The following is a 24521-nucleotide window of genomic DNA, read 5'->3' on the forward strand; positions in this document are numbered from 1 at the left end:
ATTTAAAGAAAAAACGAAGTGTCATAATTTTTAAATATCATTATAAAAAATTATATTTGTTATTATAACTATATCACAATTCAGCAACAATGAGAAGAAGTGACCAAAATGAAGGATGCCAAATATTGGTAGGTTATATTATGATTTTAATAATTTTGATTAAATTCCTAATATTTATTGTTGAAGAGATTATTGATTAATACCACTCTTTATAAATTCGGATTCGATTAGTGACGCAATTTTCAAGGGGTATATAAAAGAGAAATTCTAAAATTATGTCACACTCTGAAATTTCTTCGCACCCAGTTTCCAAGTTCGCTTTGTCCCTGTCCGTGCTTCGGTTGCTTCAAAATAGAGCATAATCGAATTGCCTACTCCCCGTCTATCGTATTCGATGGAATAACTGTCAAAAATCGCTTTCATCTTCGAATTTATCTCGGAGGTCTTATAAACAGTATTCGGAGCAAAGGCGGCATAGACTTCATTAATGACACTTTCGTCTGTCGCTTGTTTTAAGAATTTCACCCGTTTTATCTCTGTACGGACATCCGAATCCACAAAATTCAACTCTCGGACTTTCCGTAATCCTATCGTATTATATGCGTCGTAATAAAGGGCATATTCGCGTTGCAACTCTTTTAGAAATTCCATATCATACGATTTGCTGGACAAGCATATACGGGAGAATATTGAAAATAAGAGCGTAATCCGTTCTGATTTCAATCTGGTCTTATCATCCAATATCTTTCGGTCATTGTCCGTATAGGCCGCATATTCCGCCTTGGAAACGACTTTAAATGCACCGCTGCGGCAATAGGCTTTATGGAGGATTGCAGGATAACGGTATAGCATTTTCAACCGTTCGTCCAGATAGGCGTTGTTATAGCGGAAATAGTTGATTTCTCCCTTATCCGTTACAAATCCCAAACGCTTGTATTCCACCCGTTCGATAGCTTGGTCTAAAACACATATTTCACCCTGCGTCGTCAATGTCTTTCTCAAATCGAGCAGTTTGTGAAAACCTGCGTGTTCCTCCCGTAAAAACGTTTCCAATTCCGTTTTGTCTTTACATATCATCTTGGAATTGGTATTGGTGATATGGGTGATTTTACCTGTCCCGTTGCGGAATCTGCCCACAATCTGTATGGCTTCCGTTTCTGGGTCGATGAGTGAATAGGGCGTTTGGTTCGGGAGTACCTTATAGACCTGTGTAATCATAATAACCGCAGGCTTATAATCGAGCGTAATATCTACCGCTGAATAGAAACGGCTTGTAAAGAAATTGTATTTGTTCAGTACGGTTTTTCCGCTCTTGTCCGTCACGGAATCGAAAGCCTTATATCCCTCTTTATGGAGTTCCCGTTGTGCTTCCGTACTGCAATAGACATTCGTGTAATCTCCTATCTTGAATGAATCAATCAATTCCTTAATACCCTGCACCGAATTATAGAATATACAGATTGGAGTATCTTCCATGTTAAGACTGTTCAATGTCTGTTTTAGCATGACCTCGACATTATTGGTCGGCTTCAACTCCAATTCTTTGCTGTAATCGTATGTCGGTCTTATCTTGATAATTTTAAATTCCTGTTCTTCAAAGCGCGGGTCATCAATGACAATCGGAGTTGCCGATACCATCGCTTTATTGGCGAACTTAAAGAAATCATCAATCGGCAAGGTTATATGCTGTCGATAATCCACCTCGGCGACGATCTTTTCACATTCATCGAACAGCAGGAAATAGTCTTGCAGATAAGGGATACGCAACTGTTTGAGTGCATTTATCACTTTCGGATAACTGTCGGGAGTGGTCATTAGCTTTACAGGGCCTGTCCGTTCTGAAATCCGTTGCTTGACCATTGCCGCCGACATCGTTTCGCCGTACACACCGATAATGTTCGGATGCTGTTGTTCCTTGCCGATTATGACGGGTACATTCGGTTCAATGATAATCGAGTTGCGTTCGGAATGAATCTCCAGCCATGTAGCACCGACACCGCAGATAGTCTTGTCGATAATCGTATTGGTGGGTATCTCTTTAAATACCGCGTCCAAATGCTGACCTGCGGCAATATCCCGTTCTTCTATCGGTAGTTTATTGTTTTGCAGGTCGGGAATGGTGGTCGCTACAAATGAATAGACATAGGGAGTAGTGGACGCCAGCGTTACCAATAAATCCGCTTGTGTCAATGGGAAGAATCCATAGTCGATGCTCCCGAACGGATATTTGGCCATTACATGCGTTCCCTTTACTCCGTCCTGTTCTTCATTCCGAAAAATAGCCGCATCCCGTTCCAACTCCCGCTTTATATGCTTGTAAAAGTAGTCCGAATCGGGATTGGGTTTCGGAATCTCCAATGGTTTAAGGTAGGTCGGGAAGCCTTCGTTATGCCCTGTAAACAGATAGCACAATAAGAATTTCTCGAACTCGGGTGTAAGCCAAACAGAAATAGCAGATGGCAGGTCTTCAACAGCTATCTTTATATAAAATCTGGGAATACCGCGTTCAAGTTGGAGTTGCCCGTTAATTTGCACTCCATCCCGCACCATCTTATGGAAGATATGGCAGTGTCGGGCATTATCCGAGAATTTTAGTTTCCAAAATTCCAGTTCCTTTACATTATAACCAATGATGGGTGGAAGGTTATCCATATCAATTTTCATAGGAATCAGAGGAGCTTGTTTAGTTTCTCATCGAATTCTGCCGTCGTATAGGGGAATGTGCCGTAATTGATTCGCCCATACCGATATACAGCCTTATATTCTTGGCTGACGGTATTATATCGACCGACGTTCCTGTCCCTGTCACTTTTGAACAAACGCAGGATATAGGCTTCATCGACATTCTTGTCTATATTGTTGATTTTTGGATAGTAAGAACGTTTATTGCCACACATCAGGTAAGTTATAACAAAGTCCACAATGTCGGAGTTCAGATACAACCGACGCTTGACATTGTTTACATCTTCAAATTCATAATAGGCCATGCCCGATTTTACACGACAGGCCAAATCCAAGTATTGCGCTTTCCCCATCAGTAAAAAAAGCATATTGGATGCTGTTTCATTGTCGATGGTTAATAAAGCAGATGCAGGAACGGCTTTCAGTTCTCCGAACTGTGCGTTCTCGGCATCCATCATTTCTTCATACTCGGCTTCGCTTACATAACTGTTCATAGTAGGTATAGGTTTATTGGTTAGTCCTTTAAAGATAGCAAAAAAATAAGAGATTGTCCGTTTCCAGACAATCTCTTTTGGGTAGTGACGCATTTTTTTAGGGGTATATAAAACAAATTTTCCAAAAATATGTCACCTGTCATAGCAAATTCTGCATCGCAGCGTCGATTTGAGAGTTCTCAAAGCTATCCAAGTAAATTTGCGTAACCTTTTCCGAGCTATGTCCCAATGTTTCACAAATCAGCGAGGTGCTGACACCCGACCTTTTCAGTACGGTAGCGAAGGAGTGCCGAGCAACATAGGTGGTAATATCTATCGGCAGATTCAATTCCTCTCCGATCTTTTTCAACCGTATATTCACTTTGGCAATCACCTTATGCACGCGGTTGTGCTGTTGCGTTTCCGTCTTGTGGAACGAGGAGAGAACAGGAAACAGATAAGGCAATGATACTCCATTGTAGCGAGCGAGAATCTTCAAGGCTTCCGTCTGCAACGGGAGCTTGATAAGTTTCTTTGTCTTCTTACGAATATAGACCAACCGATTGTCGATGATGTTCTTCTCGGTCAGATAGCACATATCCACGAAATTGATGCCGCCCATGTAATAGGAAAACGCAAACAAATCGACTGCCAACTGTACCCGTCCATCATCCGTCGAATAGTGAACGATGCGTAAAATATCATCCTTGCGAATGGCTCGTTTGGCTGTCTGCTGATGCAGGCGCGATACCTTGAAACTGCGGAACGGATAGTATTCGGCCTTGACGATTTTCTGTTCGATAGCCAGATTGTAGAGCATACGCAATGAACGGAATCGAATCCCGATTGTATTATCCGCCAACCCTGCCGAACGCAGCCATGTTTCATAGCGTTTGAGCCATGTAACATCTATCTCTGAAAAGTAGATATTCAGATGCCCGTTGAACCGCATGAGCGAGGTATATGCCTGCCGTACCGATAAGGCGTACCCTGTTCGTTTGGCCGCAATCAACGCTTCGATTTGCTCGGTAAAGAGCTGCCCTACGGTCTTGGTCGTATAGCCGCCACAAACTTTCTCGACGAGCGTATTGGCCGTAAATGCCTTTTCCTCGCAAGTCAGTTCAATCACCTTATCCGTATATTCCCGCTGTTTGTCGGCGATATACTTTTCAATATAGATTCGGTTGGGGCAATTCCGTTTCGGCCTGCTCTTGTCAAAATCCCAATATCGGGCGGCCAACGAAATACCCATGCTGACATATTTGCGCCTACGCTCTTTCGTTACGCAGAGCATCAACGGATGTTCTCCGTTCGCAAGTGTTTTGGAACGGTATAAAAGTACGTTTACTCCCGTTGCAGACATCCTCGTTTCGGTTTACACATTTGGTTTACACAAGTTGTGTAAACCAGTGTATTTTCGACCGATTTCGAGGGACAAAAAAAAGATGATCACATTTCTGTAACCATCTTGTATTTAATGTTTTATAAGTCTGTTTCAAGTGCTTGACCGAGGCATTTTCAGTCCTTTGCTCTACCAACTGAGCTATGGCACCATCCCGATATCGGGGTCAGGAATACTCCTTTCCGTATTATCGTGGTGCAAAGGTAAAAATTCTTTTTCAAATCTGCAAATGCCCGCTGCATTTTTTCTGCTTTTTTCAGTTGCGGAAACATCTCACGCCCTACCCCGGCTTCACAAAAAAAGGGAGGAGCCGTCGATGCTCCTCCCTCCCCTTGATCAATAATGCAAGCGATCTTACTTGAGCATCACTGCATTTGCATTAACGGCACGCCGTTCGAACGACGGCGCCAAAGTCAATTGCGGAACGGCCGGCTTCATATTCCGGTCCGCAGCAGCTGCAAATTTACCTGCCAGCATGGCTTTCCCCTTAACGGGGGCAGCGGCCGGAGATTTTTTCACCAGCGTAAACGGTCCGACCGGATAGTCGTCGGCCGTAAACCCGGAGTCGGCCGTCGGATTATACTTGCCCAGATAGTTGGACCCATTGTAAACGAACTGGTCCATCATAACCACCTCGGCCTCCACATCGCCCGTAAGAGTGAGTTCATTGCCGATAACCTTGCCCTTTCCGTCAGACATTATGGCACCGATCAGGCCCACATAGGAACCGCCTACCGGATAATAATATTTACCGCTTACATTCTTGTCACGGCAAAGAGCGACATAGCGAACGGTGCCGTCTCCGGTAGCTCCGATCTCCTGATAGCTCTGGATCATGATATAACCGGTTTCCTTGTCGAAAGTGGCAATTGCGGGGAACCGGTCGCGATAAGCCGAGATGGCCCATCCGGTAAGCGCGAAGTTGGTATTGGCGACCTTCGTGGAGAAAGTGACGTCGAAGGAGATCGGCTTGGCAGACTTCATCGACGTCGTACTCGTCACGGTCCACGTACCGAGCCAAGCGGCATAAGCCTCATCGAGTTCGGGAGCCTTCTCCGTAGTGAATTCCTTCCTGAAAAGATCCGTCGTAGCCAGAACCACATTCTCCGTAGCGACGATGCCGAATCCGATGACAACATGATCCGTTTCCGAAGAGAGGTCCTCGAAGATCTCGCTCGCCGCGCCCTTCTTGCCGAGAGCGGAGACGACGAAATCGGCCGTATAAGTTCCGACCAAGGAGTTCATCTCGGAGATCAGCGACTTGATGATCGCCATGTCGCTCTCGCCTTCGAGATCCGCCTTTTCATAAACGTCGAAATAGTAATAATCGGTGGCGACGCTCGGCGTCACATTGACGGTCGCGCTGCTGAAGGTAATGTCCGCAGGAGTGATCGTAAGCCTGTTATTCGAGCGGACAGGCTTGGGCGAATAGATCTTGACGCTTCCGTCTTCATTCTCGAAATAATAGTCCTCCTTGAAAGTCATCTCCGAAACCGCAACGTTTCCGATCTTCAGGGGCGAATAGAATTTAAGACCCGTTTCGGTAAAGACAAAAGGAGCCTTGATGACCTCGCCCGTGGAGACCGAACCGTCGTCTCCGGGAGCCGGCGTGTAGGAGATCCTGAAAACGCGGGAAGAGAAGTTGTTGAGCCTCATCTCCCAGTCAATCGGATAGGTCACGCCGTCAACCACGCAACGGGTATAGATCAGGTCCATCTTGGCAGCCGCATCCTGATAGCTCTGCAATTCGGTCTTCCAGTTCACACCCGCCTCGATCGGATAGAGGTAGGCGTAATTGTTGGTTTTGCGCCCCTTGAGCTTCACGAAATCAGCGGAAGCCTCCATGACGATGAAGTCGGAATCGCCCTCCAGTCCCCCGTTGCTCGTACCGATGCCGAGTTCAGCGCCCGTCGTCGGCGAGGAGTAGAAATGGATGATGTCGTTATTGGTGTCGAACGCGAGTACGGGACCGCTCTCCGCAACCACCGAATAGTAGGACGATTCGGTTTTGCCCGCAGCGAAATTCTCACTGGAAGCGACGACCGTATTGTCGGTATTGAATTTCAGGAAAAGCGTGTAGCCGCCGTAAATGCGCTCGCCTTCGGGATACAACTCCATCCGCCAGCCGTTTTCTGCGCCCTGAAGTACAGTGATGGCTTCCTTGACCGCCTCTTCAATGCGTTCCGTCGCCGATTTCGAGAATTTATCCTCATCGTCCTTCAGGCAGGAATTGAAAAGCAGGGGCAGAGCCAGTAATATCAATATTTTTTTCATAAACATCCTTTTTTACTTAATTAGTGGCATCTAAATCGAGGTTCGGAAGTTCTTTCTGGCGGCGTAAAACGACTTTGCGCAATTCGTCCAGATCGATTCCCCAATCGTTCTTCATGTATTTGTCCACGATCTCGAATTTGGCTTCGAGCATCGGACGGCCCACCTCGCCGGCCGTTTCGAGCATCTCCTCCCAAGTGGCAGCCGTGTTGGTGACGTAGATGGAGCTTACCTCCACGAACTCCTCCTCGGCCGAAGTCGAAGCGTAACGGCTGATAAAACCGTCCTTAAGCGCCAAGTCCTCCGAAGGATAGACGTCCCAGCAGGCGTTGCCGACATAGCGGATGCCCGTGGCCAAACCGGTGATCTGATTGAAATCCGTCGAGAAGGGCTTCTTCTGGTTGAGGATATGAGCGAATTCGTGGTGGATCGTCTTGAAATACCACTCGTTCAGCAGGTCCACATTGGTCGGGTCCATATTGTTGACGGCATAGAGCGTAATCTTGGTTCCGCCTTCGGCCGTACCCAGCACGACCTCGCCGTTGTTGTTATAGGCGGGACTGCCGACCAGAAAAACCATCTTCGGGAAGTAGCTGGTGATGAAGTCGCGGCTTCCGGTCACCTCGTCGTAAGCCTGCAGGCAGAGGTGCTTGACCAGCTTGGCCATCTGAACCGACTTCTCGTAGTTCGCGGGAGTCAGATCGTAGATCATGTCGCTCTCCATATCCTCATAACGGTAGCGGAACTCGATGTTATAAGGCTCGATATAGTTTTTGTAAAGCCACGAGTCCAAAGGCGTCTCCGTCGTCTGCTCCGGTTTGATGACACTCGTGCCGCTCAGATCGTCTTCGGAACACGAGCTGCCCGAAAAAGCGCAGACGAATGCGAATAATCCTAATATTGTTTTTTTCATAACGTTCAACTTTTATATATAGATCAGCGAATTATCATTATCTCGGATTAGGAGTCATGTCGGCCGCGAGCACATCGGCGGGCAGCTGAACGGCACGGCGGTTGTCCCGGACCTCCAGCGTATCGTCCACGCTCTTGATTCCCAAATCGTTGCTGGTCAGGGTGCGGCGGTAAATCTCGATGCCGAAGCGCTTCACGTCGAACCAGCGCAGGCCGTAGTGCAGCGTCTCGTAACGGCGCAGCAACAGCAGCGTATGAATCATGCCTTCCTGCGTCCGGTCGATTTCGAAAGCCGGGTTGAGCGGCTTCTTCGGAGTCGGATTCTTGGGATCGTAATCCGCAACCGATGCGGCCCAGCTCGAAATATTGGCCTCGGTCAACGTCTTGTATTTACTGCATGAATTCGAAAGATAGAGATTCATGTCGTTCAGGGCCGCCGTGTATTCCTTCTGCATGATATAGGCCTCGGCGCGGGTCAGCAGGGTCTCTTCGGCCGTGAAGAGCGGATAGACGGTATGCCTGTAGCCTGTTCCCGCCACCGGGTCGAGGTACTCGATCAGATAGGGAACACGGGGCAGCAGGATTTTGTCGATTCCGCTGACAAAGCGAAGCGGTTCGCACTTCCACGTGTAGGGAGCGAAGGGAGTATTCGTGCAGTCTATGCCCTCGTTATCGGCAATCATCTGTCCGTGATTGTACTGCATTCCGACACCGTATCCGCCGAATACGCGGCCGGCATACGAATAGGCGGTGGCCATCATGAAATTGCACGTCAGATCCGCACTGACATAGTAGGTAGCCGCCGTATTCAGTGTAGCGCCGTTGTTCATCGGATATTCCAGCAGCTCCTCATAATTGCGGAGCGAACCGGCAGGCGAATTGGTCAGCGCCACCGTAGCGTATTTTACCGCCTCGTCCCATTTCTGGTAGTAGAGGTAAAAACGGGCCGCAAACGCATTGGCCGCACGCTTGTTGAAATGGTACTTGGGCACCGAATAGATCACGTCGTTTATCAGCGGCAGTCCCTCTTCGATATCCTTCTCGATCTTGGCGTAGACCTCGGCGACGGTTCCGCGCTCGTATTTGGGATCGAGTTCCGTCTCGGCCTTCTCCATATAGGGAATACCGAGGTCGTCGGGATGCGCAGGATCGTAATGCTGGCAGAAAACGTTCACCAGCACGAAGTGGGCATAGGCACGGCAGATAAGCGCTTCGCCTTTTGCGGCGCTCAGCTTGTCGGTCATCTCCATCTTGTCGATGGCCTTGAGCACCTCGTTGGCGTTGGCGATAGCCATGTAGTGGGCTTCCCACGTGTGAGCGGCGTCTTCGTTGTCGGTTTCGGTCGGATCGCTCCATTCATAGCTCTCCTGCCAGAAACGGCTCCAGCCATCGTAATTGGCGCCGTGGTTATCGGTATTGTCGGAAGCCATTTCGAGGAAAAGCCACGGCTGGCTGTCCGCATAAGCCGATACCAGCATCTTGATAGCCTTCTCTTCCGAATCGATAATCGTCCGGTTGTCAGGCTGCTCGTCGAGGAAATCGTTACAGGAGGAAAGTCCCGCAACAAGAAGTCCCGCAAGCAGGAAATATATCAATTTGTTCGTTTTCATATGCTTTAAACTAAATTATAAACCGATTTTGAGCGTTAAGGTAAACTGCTTCGGCACGGGAGTGGCCACACCACCCGAATTGAAGAATTCCGGATCCTGACCGTTGAGCTTCTTGTCCGCATAGATCAGGAAGAGGTTCGTCGCCTGAATCTTGAGCGCGAGGTTGGACATTCTCAGCTTCTTGATCCAGCGCTTCGGGAAGTCGTAGGTCAGCGAAATTTCCTTCATGCGGATGAAATCGCCTTTGGCGATTCGGGCCGTAGAATAGTTGTAGGCATTGTAGGCGTACGACAGCTTGCTGTCATTCCGCACCTGACGGCTCGACACGATAGCCGGAACATCGGTGTATCTTTCGTCACCGGGCGTCATCCAGCGGTTGCGGAACTCGCGCGGCATGGCGTCGAGGTCGTTATAGATACTGGAGAAGACCGGATCGAGACGAACGACGTTGCCGAACGAATAGGTGATGAAGACGTTCAGACGCAGACCTTTGTACTGGAAGATGTTGCCGAAGCTTCCGACGTCCGTCGGCTCCGAGGGACCCGAATAAACCAGATTGTCGAAACGCTCGGTCTCTTGGAAGTTGATATCGGTCGAAGTCAGCACGCCCGCTTCGTTGATGAATGTCGGAACGCCGTCTTCGTTCAGCCCCCGGAAATCGTAGGAGAAAAGCGAATTCACCGGGTAGCCCTCACGCGAGAAACCGATACCGGAAACGAGGTTGAAGGCACGGGTGGAAGTATTGAACTTGGTCACCTCGTTCTTCATGTGCGAATAGATGAAATCGGTGGTCCAGCTGAAATCCTTCGTCTTGATGTTCTTCGTCGAAAGCGAGAACTCGATACCCCGCGACTTCATCGTCGCGACGTTGCCGTACTTCTGGATCTGGCCGCCGATACCCTGCGTCATCACCCGACCGATCAGGTCGAAGTTGTCGCGCTTGTACCAGTCAACGGTCAGGTTGATGCGGTTGTCCAGAAAGCCCAAATCCGCACCGATATTCAGCTCGTGCTTCTTCTCGTAGGTCAGATCGCTGTTCTCCAGATCCTTGATCGTCAGACCCGACTCGGTAACGCCGGCCGAGGGGCGCCACGGCGAATAGCTCTGGATGACGGCGAGCGCATTGGTCACCGAGGGGCGGTCGGCCGTCAGCGAATAGGAGGCCTTGAGCGACAGGTGCGAAACGGCCTTGCTGATCGAATTGAAGAAATTTTCCTCGTGGACGTTCCATGCGCCCGAAACGTTCCACGTAGGCAGCCAGCGCGAACGGGTCGTCAGGCCCAGCGCGTTGTTACCTTCGTAACGCAGCGTGCCGTTAAGCGTATAGCGGCCCTTGTAGGAGTAGGTCCCATTGAAGAAGAAAGCGACGTTGCGGTAGTGGGTGTTGCCCATTTCGTAATAGGGCGAGTTATCCTCCTTGCCCTTCTTGAAGACGAGATAGTCGTAGAACGGAATTTCACCCGAATCGTACTGCAGGCCCCAGCCGCGGAACCACGTTTTCTGACGATCGCTCTGGTTGGTTTCCATACCGAGGTAAGCATTGATAATATGCGTATTGTTGATCGTCGTATTATAGGTCGCGGAGAAACGGAAGTCATAGGACAGCAGCCGGTTGTCCGTACGGGTGTAGATACCGCCGGCGGGCAGAATCGATACGGGAACGGCGTAAATATCATCCGGATCCTTGTACAGCAACGGGTTGTTGTCGCGAATCGTCGTCGTACCCATGGCCCGGTAGGCATTCGCCTGATTGGAAGCCTCGCGTACGTTATGCTCCTGCGAAGTTCCGGTATAGCGCACCGACGCCAGCGCCGAAGCCTCGAATCCCTTGAAAGCCTTCCACTTCAGTTCGCCTTGGAATTTCACATCGGCGACGTTCAGGTCGATATAGTTGTTCGCCAGTTCATGGAGAATATTGAAATCCGCATAGTTACGGACATAATACTCCTTCGGATCGAGCACGCGCGAAGTATTCAGGGCATACGAATAAGGGTTGATGTCGAAATCGCGCTTCACCTCGCCCGTTACATAGTCGGTCGTGGCGCCGAGCGTTCCGGGCGCTTTCTGCTTACGGTACGAACCGTTGGTAATCAGGTTGAGCGTAAGGGCGTCCGAGATATTATACGTCGCATTGAGATTGGCCGTATAACGGGAAATCTCGCTGGTCTTCGTCCATCCCGGATCGAAAAGGGCGCTGATCGACGCATAGTAGGCGGACTTCTCGGTACCCGAAGTGATACTTACCGAATGCGAGTGCATGACCGTATTCTGGAAAAGCTCCTTGAACCAGTCCGTGTTGCGGTACTCGGCCTTGCGCAGGTAGCGGTTGCGCGTCTCCACGGTGTTTTCCAGCAGTCCGGCATTGATCAGCGAATACATCTTGCCGTAAACACCGCTCGCCGACGCGTTGGTGACACGCGAATTGCCCAGCCAGCCCTTGTTGTACAGCTCCTGATAGACGGACATCTGGTCCTGAGAGTTCATGATGTTGAAATCGGCGTAGGAGGGAATCATACGATACGTGAACTCGCCCGTATAATTGATATGGCTGACGCCGGCACGTCCCTTTTTGGTCGTAATGACGATCACGCCGGCCATAGCGCGCGCACCGTAGATCGAGGTGGCCGAACCGTCCTTCAGGATATTGAAACTCTCGATATCCTCGGCGTTCAGACCCGCGATGGCGGAACCGATCAGCGTCGTGGCGTCACCCGAAGAGAGGTCCTCGGCCGAAATATCGGCGACATCCTCCATAATGACGCCGTCCACAACCCAAAGCGGCTTTGAGCTGCCGTGAATCGACGTCGCACCGCGGACGCGGATCTTGGGAGCGGTACCGAACGTACCCGATACGTTCTGCACCGAAACACCGGCCGAACGGCCTTCCAGACCGCGGCTGATATCGGCCAGACCCGATAGTTTCACATCGTCGGCAACCAACTGGTCGGATGCACCGGTGAACAGTCGTTTATCCGTTTTGGTCATACCCGTAACCACGACCGTCTCCACGGTCTGAGAATCCGGCTCGAGCGTGACCTTCACCTCAGGCGCAACGGCTACCGTAGCAGTCTTGTACCCCAAATAGGAGATTTGCAGTTCCTCGGATTTCGCCGGAACATTGTTCATAACGAAAAATCCCTGCTGATCGGTGGATACACCGATGGTCGTACCTTTGACGATAACCGAAGCGCCGATCACGGCCGCTCCGTTTTCATCAACGACACTACCGCGCACTTGTTTGGCTTGGGCGAATGCCCCCGCTGCAAACACAAGTACTCCAATTAACGATAGTAGGATTTTTTTTACCATAAGCGTTAATTTTAATTAATTTTAAAATAGAAAGCCAGCATCCTCTATTCGGGTTTGCAGATATCCCCAATGGTTTGATCTTCAGTGCCGTTTTCGATTTTCGATGCCGGAAAAAGGCGCGAACGCAGGCACCTTTGCAACTATACGGTCACCTGAAAACGCCAAACAACTCACTAAAGATCAGCTGATTGGAAATAACCGAACAGGTAAGAACGTTACCAGAGTATAACCTTTCCGGGATGCTTGCGGGCTGAAACCGGAGCCGGAAACCGGGTGGAAAGTGCATAAAAAATGTGCGGCATCTAACGATGCCGCACATGGCGCCAGAGGGGAGCGATCCCGCCTGCGATGTTCTATAAAAGCCGGATCAGAACCGTCCGGGAACTCTTCATCACGGCCGCTCCGTTTTTGACCCCGTCGGGAATCGCGGCGCGCACATAAACGCCCGTCTCCGCGACGCCCGTGGCGCTGGTCAGCGTCAGCGTATTGCCCGACTCGTCGAAAGCGATGTCGTAAGTGCTGCCGAACGGCTTGCCGTCGCTGTATACGCCGCCGAGCACGTCATTTTTGACCTCGTATTTTCCCGAATACTTCTGGTAGCCCACCTGCTCGATCCGTTGGTATATTTCGAACGAACGGTCCGCGCCGAAGGAGACATAGGCATCGAAATCCCGCGGAGCTTCGCCGTTCCACGTTTTGAGCTGCCATTCGCCTGCAAGCTGTTTTACCAGCGGCGACACCTTCTCCTTGTCCGACGATCCGCAGCCGGCGAACAGACACAAGCCCAGTGCGGCCAGTACGATATAGATAGTCTTTCTCATAATCTTCATGCGTTTATATTACAACCAACCTCCGTTTTCGGTCTGTACCGCGCGGGCGATGACGGCGAACTCCTTGGCGATCTCCATGCCGCCCATCGATGTCCCCGTGCCGAGACCGCTGCCTCCGGCAACCGCCCTGACCGTTATTCGGGCCACGCCCGGCTTGGTGCAGTGCAGCCTCAGTTTCCCGGACACGAAGGTCGGCTCCGCCGAAATACCGAGCTTGGTCCTGTCAGCCTGCGAGATCTCGACGCCGAGATAGGTCAGGTTCGCCGAAGCCTTGCCGAAGTACTTGTCGAGCGAAAGCTGCTGCTGTACGCCGACTTTCGCTTTCAGGCAGGGTGTGCCCTCGATCTGCATCAGAAGCTGGTAGGCGTCGATCGCTCCCGTACCCATCTGCTTGCGGTAGTTGCGCAGCTGCATGGTGGTCAGGGATTGTTTGGTGCCGTCGAGGTAGGTGTCGATGTCGTTCACCGAAGTCAGAAGCATCGATTTGAATTCGGCCACCGTATATTGCTTCCCTTTGGCCAGCGCGTAGGAAAGCCCCAGCGCGGCGACGCCCGATACGTGCGGGCAGGCCATCGAGGTGCCCTGCATATAGCCGTAATCCGACTGGTAAAGCTCGGACGGAAGCGTCGAAAGCACCTGCGCGGCGCTGCTTCCCGAAGGCGAGATATAGGCGTCGCCGCCCGGAGCCGCGACGTTGCAGCCCGGACCGTAGTTCGTGTAGTAGGCCGGCAGATAGTCGGGCGAAAAGGCGGTGACCGAAATGTAATCGCGGTAAGCGCCCGGATAACCGGACATGGCCTTGGCGTCGTTGCCCGCAGCGAAAATCACAAGTCCGCCGTCGAGAACGGCGTTGTTTTTCGTCGCGATGAAGTAGTCGATCGCCTGCTTTTCGATTCGCGCCCCGCTGGCGTAGGCGTTGTCGGTCGTGACCGCTCCGGCCGGATACCCCCACGAACACTGGAGAATCGACGCCCCGTTGTCGGCAGCGTATTTGATCGCTTCGGCGGAAACGGCGGCCGAACCGCCCTCGCCGCCCGAAAATATCTGGCACGACATGAGTTTCACGCCGTCGTTCCTGCCCGTGCCTCCCGCGATGCCCGACACGCCGACACCGTTGTTGCTGACGGCGGCTACCGTACCTGCGACGTGGGTGCCGTGGCCCGAATCGCCGATGTTCTTGCCTTTGTCGTCATAAGCTTCGACGTCCCATGTCAGCCGGCTCGTGCCCAGCGCGAAGTTGTAGCCGTAAACGTCGTCGGCATAGCCGTTGCCGTCGTCGTCGCGGCCCGTCGCACCGCTCTGCTCGGCCTCGTTGATCCACATGTTGGCCGCCAGATCGGGATGCGAGTACTTGATGCCCTGATCGACGATCGCCACGGTCAGCGACGGATCGCCCGCGGCGAGTTTCCACGCCTCCTCCACGTTGATATCCGCTCCGGCGCGCGTCGTTTCGGCAAATATTCTGTCGCCGTTGTTGCTGTAGTGCCACTGGTCCTTGTAGCCGGGATCGTTGAAACCTCCGGCGGCGGCGCGCGTCGCCGCCGAACCGCCCCTGTAGGGACAGGCCCTGTTGTCCGAAGCCAGCTGCAGTTTGGTGTTGAACTGCACGAAGCTCACCTCCGAAACGGCGGCGAGCCGCCGTGCCGCTGCGTCCAGATCGACTTCCTCGCCGAACGTTACGATATACCATTTATGCAGTCCCGCCGCGCGGGTGCGCTCTTCGGCGACCGGATTGCAGGGAAATACGCGGCGCAGCGAAGTGACGCCCAGTTGTGTGAAGATGTCGTCCACGGGCGCTATCCCGGAGCGCGTCGCCGCCGTACGCGTAATCGCCGCCGCTGCGGCGGTCTGTTCGACGTCCCCGACGGCATCGCCGTCGAAATAGATCAGCAGTTCGCCCCGCGCGGCATTCGCGGGAGCATTGACGATCTTGCGCATGGCGGCCGCCGGAGCCTCCTTGCCGCCGCTCTCTTCCATCGGGTCCGAGGCACAGCCCGCAAGGAACAGCAGCGCAAGCAGTAAAATTTTCTTGTCAGTCATGGTAGGTGAATTTAAAAAGGGAACCGGCCTCGCGGGCCGGCTCCCCGGTGATAGTCGTACTGTCCGAACGACAGTTTTTTATTCGGTTATTTTCGCGCCGGTCCTGCGGGTGAAGTCCGCACTCCGGGCGGCGATTCCCTGACGGAATTCCACCTTGGCCTTGGCGGCGCCCAAAGCGGGCATGCCGACGATTTCGCACTCACGGCCGCGGTCGGCAGGCATTCTGTTTTCGCCGACAATTACTTTCGCAAGCTCCGGCCCGCGGAGTTCCACGTAATTGCCGGGCTGCACGGAGAGCGCCTTTACCACGGAAGCCATATCGGCGGCCGGATACAAATCCGGGTCTGCGAGCAGCAGCCATTCATGGAAGACGATGCCTCCTTCGCCGCCGGAGAATTTGTTCGTCGCAGGATCGTAGCCCGCATAGATTCCGAACCACATGCCCGTGAACGTCAGATTGTTCGACGCCTGAAGCTGGGGATTGGGCACGAAAGCCACCAGTCCGTCGGCCACCGGCGCGCCCAGAAGCAGGCCGCGTCCGCTGTAAACTCCGTCGTCACCCTCGGCCGTGTAAGCCACGTTCACGAAGTAATCCGTTCCCTGAAGCGTCACGTTGCCGATCAGCTGCGGAGCGAGTACGTAGAGAAGGCCGCCGCTCCACGCCATATACTGCGATTCGCCGGCATTGAACGCCTGAGGAGCGCCCGTAAGTCCGGACACCTTCACGTAGTCACTGAATACGTTGTCGAAATCCGCATATCCGGAAGTCGTTCCTCCGTCTTCGACGACTACCTGTCCGAAGTACTGACGGGAGGTGTTGCCGGTCTTGTCATAGGCATCGACCGCATAGTAATCCCACGTTCCGCAGTAGCCCGCCTTGGTCAGGCCGTTTTCGACATCGTCGTACGTATAGTGTATCTGCAGCGGATCCGGTTTGCCTGCCGTAGTCTGTTGCACGCTGTACAGTTTGCCGTAATAGCCGTTGTAAGCCCACACCAGCAGCACGTAATCCGTACCGGCGTTCAAGCCTTTATGAAGCAGCGAGAGACCCGTGTCGTTGATCTTGTCAATTTCTTCAGCCGTAATTGCCTTGCCGGACGTTTTGGCTATTTCAATCAGGTCCTCGCTGCTTTTACCGGTCAGGTCGGCACTCTTGAAGAGTCCCATGTAGCCCGATTCGATATTTTCACCGAACAGAATGGAGCGGATAGAGTTTTCGGGAGTGTGTCCCTGCGCTTCGAACTCCCACGTAAGCTCCGTACGGACGCTCAGCACGACGGGTTTGTCGTCGCCGGCCTTGACGTAGCCGAATGACAGGAATTCGTAGCCCTGAAGCTCGCCCGCCTCATCGTAAATGTTGGCAACGACGGTGTATTTGCCGGTCTCTTCGAATTGGGCCACGATGGTTCCGTCCGCCGTGATCTCCTTCGACTCGACCGTTCCCGCGTCGATGCCCGCCGAATTCGCCTTGGCGATGGCGTCGCCGAAGACTCCTTCGAAGAAGGCGTATTTCACCTTGGCGACGTCGGCGCCCAGTTTGGCTGCGATCTCGACCTTGCCGTCGGCCGGTTCGCTGTCGGTCAGGGCGAGCGAGAAGTCGTACTCCTCGGCTCCCGGCAGCATCAGACGCTGCATGCCGCCGGCGTTGCCGACATACCAGCCGTCGTCGCCGAACATCAGCAGTACGCTTTTGGCCGGGAATGTAATGACTCCGTTCACGTTGGTGCCGTACCCGCTGCCGTTGAATCCGTTTTCCGGCACCTGCGAGGCAAAGCTGACGATACCGTCGCCGCTGTTGAGGAACACGCCCGTAGACTGTTCGGGCAGCCAGACCTTATCCGGATTCGTCGCGTCGATATAGGTAATGACATCCGAACGGTTGCCCGACACTTCGGACGGAGACATGTTCAGCAGCGAAGCCAGATACTCCGCCGAGTAGACGTTGCTGATGCGGTAGTAGCCGGGGTTGTCGTCGCGTTCGTAGATCTCCACCTCGCCTTCGCCGTAACGGTTGGGAATTCCGTAGGCGGAGCTGAGAATGTCGTCGCGCCATTTGCCCTTGGTCTCGCCTTTCGGCCCGGTCACGAGGTTCCATTTCACGCGGGTGACGGAGAAGCTTACGCCCGAAGCCTTTTCACCGTAGATGAAGGCGTATTTCTTGTCTTCGATCTGGATGTTGCAGGAATAGGTCGTACCGATTTCGGCGTCGGGGAAAGAGACCTGAAAGGTCGTTTCCGTCGCCCCGTCGTCGAACGAGATTTCCGAAGCGGAGAAGATCGCGTCCTCACTGCCCGTAACGGTTACGGGAACCGTGATGGCATCGGCGTCGTTGGTACGCATGGCCGTGAAGGTCAGTACCGTCGGATCGGCCGGATCGAGTTCGAGGTCCGCGGCGTTGTCCTGCGAGGGGAAGTAAACCCCATAGCAGCCGTCGGCCTCGGATTCGCCGCGGGTGTAGGTCGGATCGTCGGAACACCCTGCGAACACGAAAGTCGCAATAAGCGCGTATAAGAAATATTTGATTGCTTTCATATGTTTTTCGGTTTTAAATCATCCATGAAAACTTACGTTACTGCACCCACGGATCGATGATTCCCACGGGATTGGGGTTGTTCTGCGATTCGAGCGCGGTGTTCTGCTGGGTCTCCGTTTCGGGGATACAGAAGTTCCACCACGGTGCGCGGCCGTCGGTCGAGAAGCGGCAGTCCGAAGGTACGTTCGTGCCGACGTAGCCGGTTTTCAGGCTGTAATTCAGACGCTTGAAGTCGTAGAATACGACGCCTTCGCCCCATAGTTCGATACGCTTGTTCCAGATAATCTCCTCCACGACGTCGGCAGACGACACGGCCGAGGTGCTGAATTCCGGGTCGCGCTTGGCCATGAAGGTTTTGAGCAGCTGGAGACCTGCGGAGGCGTCGGCGTGCGCCGTAGCCTCGGCTTCGATCAGGTACATCTCCTCGACGCGCATCATCGGAATATCGGTAACGTTGCCGACGGAATAGGTCGCCGTCTCGCCTTCGGCGGGATGGAACTTCAGGTTCGCATAGGCCGGGAGGTTGGCGAACTGCGCCGCCGTCAGGTTGGTAATGTCGCTGTAATCGGCATATTTGGCATCGGGTCCCACGAACGCGCGCTTGCGCCAGTCGGTGTCGGATATTTCGTTGTAGAAATTGCTGGTAACGCCTTCGAAAACGTATTTGCCGCCATACCCCCACGTAGCCTCGCTCGAACGCCATGCCGCGAAATTCACAAGGTTGGCGATGCCTTCGGTAGACTGCGGAAGGTACCACATCCACGAATTGTTGGCTTTGTTGAAGCCCGTTTTGGGGTTCAGCCACTCCGCTTCGGTCATGATCGTGCATTTCGAGGCGTCGATGGCCTTGCGGGCATACGTCGCGGCGTCGGCATACTTCGACGAATCGAAGCCGCCCAGCCAGAGGTAAGCACGCGCCTTGATGCCGTAGACCACGGCCAGACTCGGATTGGTCTTCGACGAAGAGGTGTAGTTGGCCAGCAGCGCCTCGGCGTCGTCGAGGTCCCTGAGGATGAATTCGAACATCGCCTCGCGCGTCACGCGCGGATTGTTGCGGGCCATATCCTCGGTGGTGTTCTCATCCACGATCGGGACGGTCAGCCCCTTGACGCCCGAAACGTCGGTGTACTTGTTGTTGAGCGGATCGTACAGTCGGGCCAGATCCAGATAGAGCTGGGCGCGATAAGCTTTGGCGAAGCCCAGATAGCTTTTCTGCGCTTCGGAAAGTTCCACGCCCGCCAGCAGGCCGACCACATCGTTGCTCGATTTGATGAACGTATAGTAGCAGTTCCACGGGAAGCGACATACGGTCTGCGTCGGACCGATCAGAATGCCCGACTGCCAGTAGGTGAACCAGTCATATCCCGAACCTTCGTCGCCGGAGGAGCATATCACGTCGCCCGTGGCGGCGTCCGTAGCGCACATCATGCCCGGATAGCCGAAGTCGAAGCCGTAGTTGTTCGTCCTGCCGTACACCGAATAGGGGTAGGTCATGTTGACGGGGATGGCATTGACGATGGCCTCCACCGCAGTCGGCGAATCGCTGACCTGTCCGGAAGTCGCGCTGTCGGTGGGGAAGGTCTCTTTGATACAGCCCGTGAGCGCCATGGAGCAGACAAGGGCGAGTGTCGTTGTTTTCAATATGTTTTTCATTTCAATCCCTGTTTTATCCGTTAGATTAGAACTGTACGGTTACACCGCCCGAAATAGTGCGGATCGGCGAGTAGTTGGAGAAGTTGGTCGCTCCCGTGAACGAATAACGCGGGTCGAGTCCCTGACGCTTCGACCAGTAGACCACGTTGTCGCAGGCCAGATAGACGCGCAGTTTCTGTACGCCGAATTTCTGGGTGATCTTCGACGGCAGCGTATAGCCGACGTTGATGTTCGAGATGTTCAGGTAGCTCGCGTCGGTCAGGAAACGGTCGGAGACGCTCGTCGTATACTGGTCGCCGTATTGCAGACGGGGAATGTCCGAGCCTTTGTTTTCGGGCGTCCACGCCTTGAGGATGTCCTTGTGGTAGTTGGTGCCGACGGTGGTTCCGTAGGGCGACGACATGAAGCTGGCGTAACCCGAATCGTAGACCTTGCCGCCGATCTGGTAGTTGAACGAGATCGAGAAATCGACGCCGTAGGCCGAAACCGAGGTCGAGAAGCCGCCGTATACCGAAGGAATCGCGCTGTCGTGCAGGTAGCGGGTCGCGGAGGTGTAGTCCGAAGTCTTGGTCCGGGTGATCTTGCCGTCGTCGCCCTTCACGTCCTTGTACCAGAGCGAAGCGCCCGTTTCGGGATCGACGCCGGCGTACGAACGCAGGTAATAGGTGTAGAGCGGCAGCCCTTCGCCGACGAAATAACTGCCGTCGATATAGCCTTTGTAGCCCTCCACGGTCGTGGATTTGTGTTCGGGAGCCAGATAGGTGACCTCATTCTTCACATGGGTCAGGTTCAGGTTGAAGCTCCACAATACGTTTTTCGTGCGGATCAGGTCGGCGTTCAGCTCCACCTCGACGCCGCGGTTGACCATGTCGCCCACGTTGGCGTAATAGGACGAGTAACCCAGCGACGAAGGAACCGAGAATGCGAAGAGCATGTCCGAAGTCTTGCGGTTGAAGAAATCGACGCTTCCGCTCAGGCGGTTGTTCCAGAAACCGAACTCCGTACCGATGTTCAGGTTGGTGTTGGTCTCCCACGTAATGTTGGGATTGCCTTTCTGCCCGAAGAGCACGGCGATTTCGCCGTTGTTGTTCTCGATCGAATAGGTGTCGGTGTAGAGGTAGTAGCCGATGTTGTCGTTGCCCTGCGAACCGTAAGATGACTTGAGTTTCAGCATGTTCACCCAAGGAGCGTCGAACCAGTTCTCCTGATTGAGGAGCCACGCGGCGCCTACCGACCAGAAGTTGCCCCAGCGGTGGTCGGGATGGAAGCGCGACGATGCGTCGCGGCGGTACGAACCGCTCACGAAGTAGCGGCCCGCATAGTCGTACTGGGCGCGCATGAAGTAACCCTCCGAGTTGTAGTCGTCGATGTAGGAGTGGGCGCCCGCGCCGTCAACGACGGCTCCGCCAAGCTCCTCGTTGTCATAGGAGAAGAGTTTCGACTTGGTGCCGCTCAGGTAGTAATATTTTTTCTGATAGTACTCGTGACCGACCATCAGCCCCACGTTGTGCTTGCCGAAGGTCTCGTTGTAGTTCAGAATCTGCTGAAGGTTGTAGGCGATGTCGCGGGTGTGGTACTTCGAAATAGTACCGCCCGCCTCGGCGAACTGACCGTAATACTGGTTGTTGAGATAAGTCGTGCGGGTTTCGTCGATGTTGGTGCTGCCGTTTACCGTCAGCTTCAGCCCCTTGTAAAGCGAGATGTCCACGAAGCCGCTGCCCGAAAAGGCGTTGCCCTCGGCCTTTTTCTTGTTGAGCCAGCTGGTCTGCAGTCCGTTGGCGCCGGGCAGCAGCGGACGGGTCAGACCCGCATTGCCCTTGTCGCCGTAGTCGTACATCTGATAGCCGTTGTCGTCCACCATGATGCGGCCCGAACCGTCGCGGATGTATACCGGGTAGATCGGGGGCATCTGTGCAGAGAACGCGAAGATGTTGGCCGTCGAGGAAGCCGATCCTTCGTTCGAGTTGCCGTTGCTGTTGCTGAAGTGCGCATACGACATGTTGCCGCCCACCTTCAGCCACTTCTTGGCCTGATAATCGGCCTTCAGACGCGCGGTATAGCGCTCCAGCGCCGAACTTTTGATAATACCCGTATTGTCCAGATAACCGAGCGAAGCGTAGAACGAGCTGCGCTCCGTCGCACCGGAGATGTTCACGTTGTATTCCTGACGGAACGCCGACTGGTAAGCCTCGTCGATCCAGTCGTCGGGCGTCAGCCAATACTCCTGTCCGTTGTAGATGATCTTGCGGCCCAGCGTCGCGTTCGGATTCAGCTTGCCGTTGGTGCCGATCAGCGCCTGCCCTTCGGGAACCGTATAGACGTTGTATCCCAGACCGCCCGTGCCGTTGGAAGTCAGGCCGCTGCTGGCCAGCGCATAGGCCTTCGCCGCCGGATTGGTCTGCGCATAATAGCCGTAGAGCGCCTTGAAATGCGTCTCGTAATACTGCGCGGGCGAGGTGATCACGTCGTACTCCTCCAGCGCTTTCGAGTTGACGCCCCACTTGGCGTCGATCGTCACGACGGCGTCGCCCGACTTCGCCTTTTTGGTGGTGACCATAATCACGCCGTTGGCGCCGCGGGCGCCGTACAGAGCGTTCGAAGCGGCGTCCTTGAGGACGGTCATCGACTCGATGTCGTTCGTGTTCAGGTTGTTCAGGTCGCCTTCATAGGGCATGCCGTCCACAATCCAGAGCGGCTCCTTGCCGGCGTTGATCGAACCGAAACCGCGGACGCGGATCGAGGGGGTCTTGCCGAGATCTCCCGACGTGCTGGAGGTCTGCACACCGGCCACGCGGCCGACCAGAGCCGTCGCCACGTTGGAGGTCTGCACCTTGGCAATCTCATCCGATTTTATGACGGCAGCCGAACCGGTGAAAGCCTCTTTCTTTGCCGTACCGAAGGCCACGACGATCACATCGTCGATCGCTTGCGCATCCTCCTTCATCGTGACGTTGATCCGGGTTTTTCCGGCGATAGGCAGCTGCTGCGGCTCAAAACCGACAAACGTCACCACGAGCGTGCCGTTCACCGGAGCCGAAAGCGTATACTCGCCGGCCGTGTTGGTCGTGGTCCCCAGAGAGGTCCCATCTACAATGACGGTCGCGCCTGCAACCGGATGTCCGTTTGCATCGGAAACTGTACCGGAGATCTGCCTATTCTGGGCCGTGGCATATGCCAAGAACACGAATACGGCAATTAACGATAGTACAATTTTTCTTACCATAAGCGTTAATTTTAATTAATTTTAAAATAAAAAGTCAACTGCCCGCGTTAGTATAATGTAAATTGTTCATAATCAATACGCGAGGCCCGTCTCCGGCCAAATCTGCCAATTGCAGTCTAATTAATTGATAACCAAACGTCTGTCTCACAACAGGACGTTGTATCGGTTGCACATCTGTTACTACAGCGTAACCCTTCCGAATACGACAACAAGGGGAAAATAAGCTATTTAGACTCAATCCTGCGTCATATGGTTGTTACTTAATCATTACCTTTAAAGCGGTTTGTGTATTGTATAGGTTAATGAAAAAGGTTGTTAAAAACAATGAGAAACACGTTCAAGGTTCTATTCTACATCAAGAAGAATGCGCCTCTGCGGAACGGTTGGGCCCCGATCATGGGACGCATCACGATCAACGGACAGCGGACGCAATTTTCCACACGGCTCTCGGTCACTCCCGCCAGTTGGGACACCGCACAGGGGCGGGTCTGCGGACGGAGCAACATGGCCGTCCAAATCAACGAAAAGCTGGCCAATATCCGATTTCACATCGAGAGATGCTACAACAAGCTCTTTTACGAGCAGGCCTTCGTTACTCCGGTGATGGTCAAAGAGATGTATTTCGGCGGCAATCACAAGCAGGAGACCGTGGTCGCCTTCTTCAAGCAGCACAACGACGAATTCAAACGCATGGTCGGCGTCAGCCGCAGCATGACCACATATTATAAATATAGGTGTGTATGCCGGCATCTGGCGGATTTCGTCTGGGACAAGTACAACCGGAAGGATTTAATGTTCAAGGAACTCAACCGCGAATTCCTTACGGGCTTTCATTCCTACATAGCGCAGGAGTGCGCCCATAAGAAAAATACCACGTGGATCTACATGATCGCCCTCAAACACATCCTGATGCTGGCCCGCAGCAAAGGCTATATGAACAAGGATCTGTTTGCAAATTACAAATTACAAAGCGAATTCGTAACGCGCAATTACCTCTCCATGAGCGAGATCAACAAACTGATGCAGTACGAGGGCGACACTCCCACCTTACAACTTATCCGGGATGCCTTTCTGTTCAGCTGTTTCACCGGCTTGTCTTATATCGACATGAAGGACCTTACGCTGGAAAATATCCAGCAGGTGAATAAACAGTTGTGGATCAGTACGACGCGCCGCAAAACGGGTTCCGAAGTAAACGTCCGGCTGTTCGAAGTGCCTTACAACATTCTGCTCAAGCACAGGCCGATGACCCGGACCAAGCGAATCTTCGACCTTCCGAGCAACGGCTGGTGCAATGCCTGTCTCGACAAAATCATGTCCGAAATAGGCATTATGAAACAGATTACATTCCATTCGGCCCGCCATACCTTCGCCACGACGATCACCCTGTCGCAGGGCGTAGCTATCGAGACGATCAGCAAGCTGCTGGGACATAGAAACATACGAACTACGCAGATTTATGCCACCATTACGCACTCGCAGCTCGACGGCGAAATGGAACGTCTGTCGAAGCGAATCAACTCCCTTTACCGCAATTTGCTTCCTCCGGATGCACCCGAAGCCGGCACAAAGCTCATCTAAGC

Annotated in this window: 13 protein-coding genes; 1 reads left to right on the top strand and 12 read right to left on the bottom strand. The window is 53.3% G+C overall.

Annotated elements, in window-relative coordinates; translation table 11 throughout:
- Positions 1 to 273: 273 nt before the first annotated feature.
- From ALFI_RS01495 to ALFI_RS01550, 12 genes are all read right to left on the bottom strand, one after another.
- Positions 274 to 2664, bottom strand: a complete 2391-nt coding sequence (locus tag ALFI_RS01495; RefSeq protein WP_014774495.1) for a hypothetical protein — start codon at positions 2662 to 2664, stop codon at positions 274 to 276.
- Between the two features lie 5 nt (positions 2665 to 2669).
- On the bottom strand, positions 2670 to 3176 hold the full coding sequence (locus ALFI_RS01500) for a hypothetical protein (RefSeq protein ID WP_014774496.1): 507 nt from the start codon (positions 3174 to 3176) through the stop codon (positions 2670 to 2672).
- Positions 3177 to 3315: 139 nt separating this feature from the next.
- On the bottom strand, positions 3316 to 4518 hold the full coding sequence (locus tag ALFI_RS01505; protein WP_014774497.1) for a site-specific integrase: 1203 nt from the start codon (positions 4516 to 4518) through the stop codon (positions 3316 to 3318).
- 393 nt (positions 4519 to 4911) lie between these two features.
- Positions 4912 to 6831 (bottom strand): DUF4302 domain-containing protein, encoded by a 1920-nt coding sequence (locus tag ALFI_RS01510; protein WP_014774498.1) that lies wholly within the window; start codon positions 6829 to 6831, stop codon positions 4912 to 4914.
- Between the two features lie 16 nt (positions 6832 to 6847).
- On the bottom strand, positions 6848 to 7741 hold the full coding sequence (locus tag ALFI_RS01515; protein WP_014774499.1) for a zinc-binding metallopeptidase: 894 nt from the start codon (positions 7739 to 7741) through the stop codon (positions 6848 to 6850).
- Between the two features lie 37 nt (positions 7742 to 7778).
- The gene (locus ALFI_RS01520) at positions 7779 to 9350 is read right to left on the bottom strand and encodes a RagB/SusD family nutrient uptake outer membrane protein (RefSeq protein ID WP_014774500.1); all 1572 of its coding nucleotides are present in this window, start codon (positions 9348 to 9350) and stop codon (positions 7779 to 7781) included.
- A gap of 15 nt (positions 9351 to 9365) precedes the next feature.
- A complete protein-coding gene (locus tag ALFI_RS01525) occupies positions 9366 to 12659 on the bottom strand; it encodes a SusC/RagA family TonB-linked outer membrane protein (RefSeq protein ID WP_014774501.1) in 3294 nt (1097 codons plus the stop codon).
- Between the two features lie 353 nt (positions 12660 to 13012).
- On the bottom strand, positions 13013 to 13480 hold the full coding sequence (locus ALFI_RS01530; RefSeq protein WP_014774502.1) for a lipocalin-like domain-containing protein: 468 nt from the start codon (positions 13478 to 13480) through the stop codon (positions 13013 to 13015).
- An 18-nt stretch (positions 13481 to 13498) separates the two neighbouring features.
- The gene (locus ALFI_RS01535) at positions 13499 to 15529 is read right to left on the bottom strand and encodes a S8 family serine peptidase (protein WP_014774503.1); all 2031 of its coding nucleotides are present in this window, start codon (positions 15527 to 15529) and stop codon (positions 13499 to 13501) included.
- Between the two features lie 78 nt (positions 15530 to 15607).
- Positions 15608 to 18061, bottom strand: coding sequence for a hypothetical protein (locus ALFI_RS01540; RefSeq protein WP_014774504.1), 2454 nt, complete (start codon positions 18059 to 18061; stop codon positions 15608 to 15610).
- A 37-nt stretch (positions 18062 to 18098) separates the two neighbouring features.
- Complete coding sequence (locus ALFI_RS01545) at positions 18099 to 19715, bottom strand: RagB/SusD family nutrient uptake outer membrane protein (RefSeq protein WP_014774505.1); 1617 nt, start codon at positions 19713 to 19715, stop codon at positions 18099 to 18101.
- Between the two features lie 25 nt (positions 19716 to 19740).
- On the bottom strand, positions 19741 to 22938 hold the full coding sequence (locus tag ALFI_RS01550) for a SusC/RagA family TonB-linked outer membrane protein (RefSeq protein ID WP_014774506.1): 3198 nt from the start codon (positions 22936 to 22938) through the stop codon (positions 19741 to 19743).
- Between the two features lie 324 nt (positions 22939 to 23262).
- On the opposite strand from ALFI_RS01550, the gene ALFI_RS01555 reads away from it, so the two are divergent.
- Positions 23263 to 24519, top strand: a complete 1257-nt coding sequence (locus ALFI_RS01555) for a site-specific integrase (RefSeq protein ID WP_014774507.1) — start codon at positions 23263 to 23265, stop codon at positions 24517 to 24519.
- The last annotated feature ends 2 nt before the right edge of the window (positions 24520 to 24521 follow it).

It is taken from the genome of Alistipes finegoldii DSM 17242 (genome assembly GCF_000265365.1).
Classification (GTDB): domain Bacteria; phylum Bacteroidota; class Bacteroidia; order Bacteroidales; family Rikenellaceae; genus Alistipes; species Alistipes finegoldii.